This window comes from Synergistaceae bacterium (assembly GCA_012728235.1).
Classification (GTDB): domain Bacteria; phylum Synergistota; class Synergistia; order Synergistales; family Synergistaceae; genus JAAYFL01.
In genome coordinates this window covers 1-1,830 of the sequence record JAAYFL010000139.1, presented here as the reverse complement: position 1 = coordinate 1,830, position 1,830 = coordinate 1, and the positions used below count along the sequence as shown (strand labels likewise).

General features: G+C 38.7%; 2 protein-coding genes. Both read left to right on the top strand.

The genetic code is table 11. The features are described 5' to 3' along the window. The coding region (locus GXZ13_07450; GenBank protein NLX75637.1) for a Sapep family Mn(2+)-dependent dipeptidase at positions 1-1,125 on the top strand (1,125 nt) is incomplete at its 5' end. Between the two features lie 110 nt (positions 1,126-1,235). Then, entirely contained in the window at positions 1,236-1,550 is a 315-nt protein-coding gene (locus GXZ13_07445) for a thioredoxin family protein (protein ID NLX75636.1), read from the top strand. Positions 1,551-1,830 lie beyond the last annotated feature (280 nt).

Genomic DNA, 1,830 nt, shown 5'->3' with positions numbered 1-1,830 from the left:
TATGCTGAGATTGGACAGGGAGAGGATTATTTTGCAGTACTCGGGCATCTGGATGTAGTTCCAGTGGGAGATATTAATCTCTGGAAACACGACCCCTTTAAACTGACTGAGGAAGAAGGTTATATTTACGGCAGGGGAGTTTCTGACGATAAGGGTCCTACTTTATTAGCCTTTCACGCCCTTAAGGAACTTTTGGATGAGGGTATGGAGCTAAAGATGCCTGTTAGATTTATCTATGGCACTGATGAAGAGTCCTCTTGGCAGTGCATGGAGAGCTATGTAGAAAAAGAAAGACATCCTATAATGGGCTTTACTCCAGATAGTGGTTTCCCCCTTGTATATGCAGAAAAAGGGCTTTTAAACCTATATTTAGAGGGACCAGGATCTGAAATAGATCTTAAACTGGGAGATGTTTTAAATGTAGTACCAGATAAGGCCCAATATGGCTTTAGCCCTGAGTTGGAAACAGAACTTGATAAACTTGGAGCTAACTATGTTAGGGAGGGAGACCAGCTGGTGGTGCAAGGCAAAAACTCTCATGCGTCCAAAGTGGAAGACGGAGTGAACGCTATAAGCCTTCTTTCGAAGGCTCTTTCGAATTCTACTACTAGTCCAGCTCTTAGATTTATAAGTGAAATAGTCTATCAAGGAGAGTTTGCCAATAAGCTTCTAAGAATAAACGAAGATAAGATTAGTGGCAGGGCCTCGCTCAACCTAGGTAGGGTAAACCTTAGCAGTGATAAAGAAATAATCGAGCTTGATATGCGCTACCCTGTGAGTTTTGATTATAAAGAGCTAATTGAAGAAATTAGGGAGCTTGTAGCTACCTATGGCTTAAGCCTAGAGGTGACTAGCTTTCTTCCTCCGATTTATATAGAGAGGGAGGGAGAGTTGGTTCAAGGTCTTCTAGCTGCTTATAGAAAAGTTAGTGGAGATGAGACCGAAGCGCAGGTAAGTGGAGGAGCCACCTATGCTAGGGCTATGAAAAACCTGGTTGCTTTTGGACCTAGCTTTCCCTGGTCCGAATCTACTGAACACCAACCCAATGAGAGGGTAAAGGTTGAGGATTTTGTTCTGGCCTTTAAGATTTATAAGGAAGCCTTTAGAATGTTACTAGGCAAATAAGACTTTAAGTTTATAAAAACCTATATAAAAGCCTACATTGTGGGCTTTTATGTTTTTAAATCCAACTCATGGGTAGAAATTATCTATTAAAAATTGAATTAGGAGTGAAAATGAAAAAAATTGAGATTCTTAATGAGTTGATGCTAGATAACCTAAAGGAAGAAGGAAAGTATCTGCTTTATTTTAAAACTTCCACTTGTAGTGTTTGTGAGGTTATGGAAGAAAAAATTATGAATGAATTCGAGGATGTAGACCTTATCATGGGAATAATTCATATAGAGACAATGCCTAAGATGAGGGGGCAGTACCTGGTTTTTAGTGGACCAACGCTTATAGTTTTTGAGGGTGAAAAAGAAATTCATAGAGAAAGCAGGTTCATTGAACTGGATAGGCTGAGAAATATTTTTAATATGTGGCTTAAATAGGCCACTTTTTTTACCTATTGAGGTAATTGCGATGTATAGAGGCCTTGAAATTAAAGGCCTAGATGATTTACTAAATACTTTTTCTACCAAAAAGTTCTGACTTATACTGGAAAAAGGAGTCTTAAACACGGTTTTCAGTAATATTCCTACCACCTGTGTCACAGGAGAAATAAAACCTTAGTTTTCCTTGAAAAATAAAAGAAAACTCGCGTTTCATGGTATAATGTTAGTGACAGCTAAAATAGTACCCGAAAGGAGTTTTCTCATGAATAGTATACAC

What these genes read in the sequence shown, in the direction of transcription:
- GXZ13_07445 (NLX75636.1), top strand. Translation starts at nt 1,236, where the DNA reads ATGAAAAAAATTGAGATTCTTAATGAGTTGATGCTAGATAACCTAAAG.